The following is a 4,075-nucleotide window of genomic DNA, read 5'->3' on the forward strand; positions in this document are numbered from 1 at the left end:
TTTCATCCTTCGAAAGCCCGGCTCCCCGGTCAATTCCCTGTCGTCACACTATCCGCCTCAAGGGGCGCACTCCAGTTGTCAGAGGGCCCTCGCTGTACTGCGGTCGATCCGGGAGGAAGGCACGGCATCATGGAGCTGGCTTCCTTGACTTAGCAGAAAAAACACAGGGTCGCTCCAATCCGGCTCTGTCGCCGGCCGCGAGTGTGTCGGCGAGCCGCCCGGCTTACAGGAGTACCAGGAAGCCAGGCACCATCCTGTCTCACAGAGGGCGTCCAGCAGCTGCGGGAAAGGCACCGCGACGGAAGCCGCCACCGCTGTCGCGCAGCAGGGTCTGGATCATGGTGAGATCTCCGCGCTAGTCGGAGTGATCGCGTTCGCAGCCGCCTGCACGGAGACCGGCATGCATGGGCTGAGCTAGGGCTGAACCTCCGAGCCCGACCTGGAAGCGGTCGCGGTCCCAACGCATCCGTCGAAGAGCCATCGCGGAGCCGCGCCGAATCGTGCGCCTGCGCGCCACAGACAATTTGCCGGGGTCGTAAAGCGGCCGACCGGCGATAGCTTACGAAAAGTTAATTTATAGCGGATCATTATAGGGCGGGGAGAGTCGGTCGGTTGTGTCGTTCGGGCGTAAGTTCTTAGCGCAGCGCCAGGTATCAGCAGATGGACGACATATCCTACACCATCCCACAAGTGATCGATCGCATTCGGCACCGCGTGGCCGTCGGCGCTCCGATCGCGGCGTTCGCCTTGATCGTGACGGGGATTCTTCGCTTTATGTGATGGCCGTGTGTCCATTGGCCAGCAGCAGCTCTGAGGCGGACACAACCATCAAAGACCTCTGCTGAGGAGCCACACGACGGCATTCCTGGACCTGCCGCCGGCGGCGTCCTCCCGGGATGACCCTAAGCAAAGCGTTGCATGCTGCGCTTTGGCCAGCGTCGGATCGCGGGCAAGAGTAGCCTTCTGAGCCCGTCCTGCGCGATGTGTTGATGCGAAGATCAGCTGCGAACCACACGCGGCCGGCCGGACCGATCCTAACGGATCTTGATCACGCCACCGGAGGCGAGCCCGTATCTGGCCAGAGCGTCGGCTGTCAGCTGTCGCTGGAGTTCGATCGTCGATCCGGCCGGAACAAACTGGTCCCGCTGAAGGATCCGCTCAGCAAGCGCTGGGGTCGAGGCCGCGACAACAAAGACCTGGATGCCTCCCTGCCCCCGAGACGTCACCGCAAACTGAAAACCCTGCACTGCCATCGCGGCCTCCTCGTCGGGTTCGCTCTTATCATCCGACCGTCAACTTTTGGTATCGAAGCGTGCAGCGACGTCCTCCCATGACCCGGCAGCTTCCTGTTCGTCGCTAGGTTTAGGTACGGTCCCCGCATGGGAGCGGGTTGAATCTTCCAAGTTCGATCGTGCCCACCCCAAGCCAGGAGCGCGAGCGACGGCTCGATACGAGGCGCAAAGAGGGTATCATCCCCAGCCATTTTTGCGCACGCGGTCGGCGAAGGCCCCCTGATCGGCTGAGCCGAACTCACGTGCGGCCTCGCACAGGATCGCCCAGACCGCATTCTCGACCCTAACCAGATCATTTTGGACGTTGCGGCGCGCTGCGAGGAGCCAGCACCACAACGCGAGCTCCAAGCCGCTCATGACGGACCAGATTGCCACTGACGTGGCGCGCGACCCAGCGCCTCGGCTCGAAGCGGAAGGCCTTAATCCACCATGATCGGGCAAGCCTGCTGAGGAGCACAGGTTCGCCCGTCCTCGTGGTCACACCCGTCACATCGGTCACATCGGTCACCTTGTCGAAAAGGCTCGATCAGGTCATTGGCGCGGATCGAGACCGCTCAAGCCGATCAGATTGCGCCTCGCTCCCAACCCCCTGACCAGCCAAAGGCCAGACCGCTCAAGAACGACCCACGATCTGCTGAAGCAGGCCGGCGTCGGACATGTTGACCGGTGCGGTCGAGGCATCAGCTCGTCGACTTGGCATCAGCTCCGTCGACAGCGCCATGATCCGAGATCTGATCGCCCCCTTTTCACCGGAGTGACTTGAAGATGAGAGCGGCGTTCAATCCGCCGAAAGCAAAGGAATTCGACATGGCGACGGCAATCGGCATGGACCGGCCGACATTGGCAATGCAGTCGATGTCGCATTCGGGGTCGATCGCATCGAAATTGGCCGTCGGAGGAGCCATCGAGCGCTGCATCGCGAGTACGGTCGCAACAGCCTCGAATGCCCCGGCGGCTCCCAGCGAATGACCCGTCACGGCCTTGGTCGAGGACAAGGGCGGCAGAGGTGTACCTGCGAACAGGTGGTTCAATGCCAACACTTCCGTCCTGTCATTGGCACGCGTTCCCGTTCCATGCGCGTTGACATAGGCGAGATCCCCGGGCCCGAGACCCGCATCGGCGAGGCACAAAGCCATGGCCCGCTCCATGCCTCCCGCATCGGGAGACACCAGGTCGCCGGCATCGGCGCTGAAGCCGAACCCTGCCGCCTCCACGGAGGCGTGAACACCGCGCTTTCGCGCGTGCTCTTGTGTCTCGAGCACGACGATGCCGGCACCTTCTGACAGCATCAGCCCATTGCGTCCCGCGGCAAAGGGACGGCAGGCCGTCCGCGACATGATCTTCATGGCGTCCCAGGCTAGTAGGGTCCCTGCCGATAGAGGCGCCTCGGTTCCACCGGCGATGATGATATCGGCAGCCCCCGCTCGCAGCATCTGAATCGCAACGCCGATGGCGTGGTTTGCCGATGCGCAGGCGCTGGAGGTCACGAAACTAGGCCCGGCTGCACCCGTGGTCATAGAGACCCAGCTGGCTGAAGAGCTGACCATGACCTTGGGCACCGTCATCGGCGGTGGTCGTTTTTTCAGCAGGTGCAACCGAGAGTATTGTTCGTCAACCGTACACTGCCCCCCGGCGGCGTTCCCCAAAATAACCCCAACGCGGTCGGGGCGCGGAAAACCCTCGCCAAGGCCTGCCGCAACGAGCGCCTGCCGGGCTGCCGCGATGGCAAACAGGGCGTTGCGGTCACACATCGAAGCCGAGACCGTCAGGCCGGCCATGAAATCGCTGTCACGAACTTCAGCCACGCACAGTCCCCGTCCCGGCAGCGCCGATGCCTCCGCAAAGGCTGCCGAGCCGGCCAGCAACGATCGCCAGAAGGTGTCGACATTGCATCCGACGGGAGAGACGATACCAAGGCCCGAAACGACGACGCGCGTCATGCCGCGCGACTATCCGCCAGCAGGTTGTCAATCGCGCGACGCAGATCGTCGATGGTCTTGACGTCGTTGATGTTGGTGTTCGCATTGAAGCCGATGTCGACGCTGAAGCGATCTTCGATCATGAAGACCAACTCGACGAGGTCGAGCGAGTCGAAACCGATTTCCTCCAATGTCGTCAGAGGGCTCCAAACGTCTTGCAAAATGGCTTCGCGGTTCCGCGCCCGGTTCTCAGCGACAACATCTCTCAACAAAGCGATCAGCAGATCGTTTGTAATGCAAGACACCTCGGTCGACATGTTGGAACGGTCTCGGTCAGGGGAAAGATCGCAGACGGTCAGCGATGCGAACGCCGGCCACGTACAGAAACCAAAGCCCCACGAACGTCAACATAGGCAGCTGTCGAGCGACATTCGGAACTGACCCCTTTTCGTCACGAAGACCTGACCCCCATGCCGATTGCCCTTCAGACGGTTGCGGGTTGACGCGTCGCAGCGGCCTTTTGCAAAAGGCCGCTGCGAGCCTTTTTGCGGAGCCGATAACTGTCTCCGCGGATGGTGATGACGAGGCTGTGGTGGAGCAGCCGATCGAGGATCGCCGTGGCCACGACAGGATCGCAGAAGACCGAGCCCCATTCTCCGACGGTGCGGTTTGATGTCAGAGCATGGCTCCGCGCTCATAGCGGCGGCTGATGAGCTGGAAGAACAGATGCGTGGCGTAGGGCTCGAACAGCAGATGGCCGAGTTCATCGACGATCAGCAGCTTCCGCTTGGCGTAGTGGGTCAGCTTCTCCTCAAGCCGCCCTTCGTCATGGGCCTTGGCCAGTTGCGCGACCAGCGTCGTCGC

Annotated in this window: 3 protein-coding genes and 1 pseudogene; all 4 read right to left on the minus strand. The window is 62.2% G+C overall.

The window, feature by feature from the left end; genetic code table 11:
- Nucleotides 1-1,034: 1,034 nt before the first annotated feature.
- Nucleotides 1,035-1,253 carry a hypothetical protein gene (locus tag IP69_RS21205; RefSeq protein ID WP_054144820.1) on the minus strand — a complete coding sequence of 73 codons (219 nt, stop codon included), beginning with the start codon at nt 1,251-1,253 and terminating at the stop codon, nt 1,035-1,037.
- Between the two features lie 785 nt (nt 1,254-2,038).
- The gene (locus IP69_RS21215; protein ID WP_054144822.1) at nt 2,039-3,232 is read right to left on the minus strand and encodes a beta-ketoacyl-[acyl-carrier-protein] synthase family protein; all 1,194 of its coding nucleotides are present in this window, start codon (nt 3,230-3,232) and stop codon (nt 2,039-2,041) included.
- Entirely contained in the window at nt 3,229-3,528 is a 300-nt protein-coding gene (locus IP69_RS21625; protein ID WP_082359521.1) for a phosphopantetheine-binding protein, read from the minus strand. The genes IP69_RS21215 and IP69_RS21625 overlap by 4 nt, the downstream gene beginning before the upstream one ends.
- 167 nt (nt 3,529-3,695) lie before the next feature.
- Nucleotides 3,696-4,075 (minus strand): annotated as a pseudogene (locus tag IP69_RS21220) (ATP-binding protein); the annotation flags it as partial.

The organism is Allobosea sp. AAP35 (assembly GCF_001295925.1).
Classification (GTDB): Bacteria; Pseudomonadota; Alphaproteobacteria; order Rhizobiales; family Beijerinckiaceae; genus Allobosea.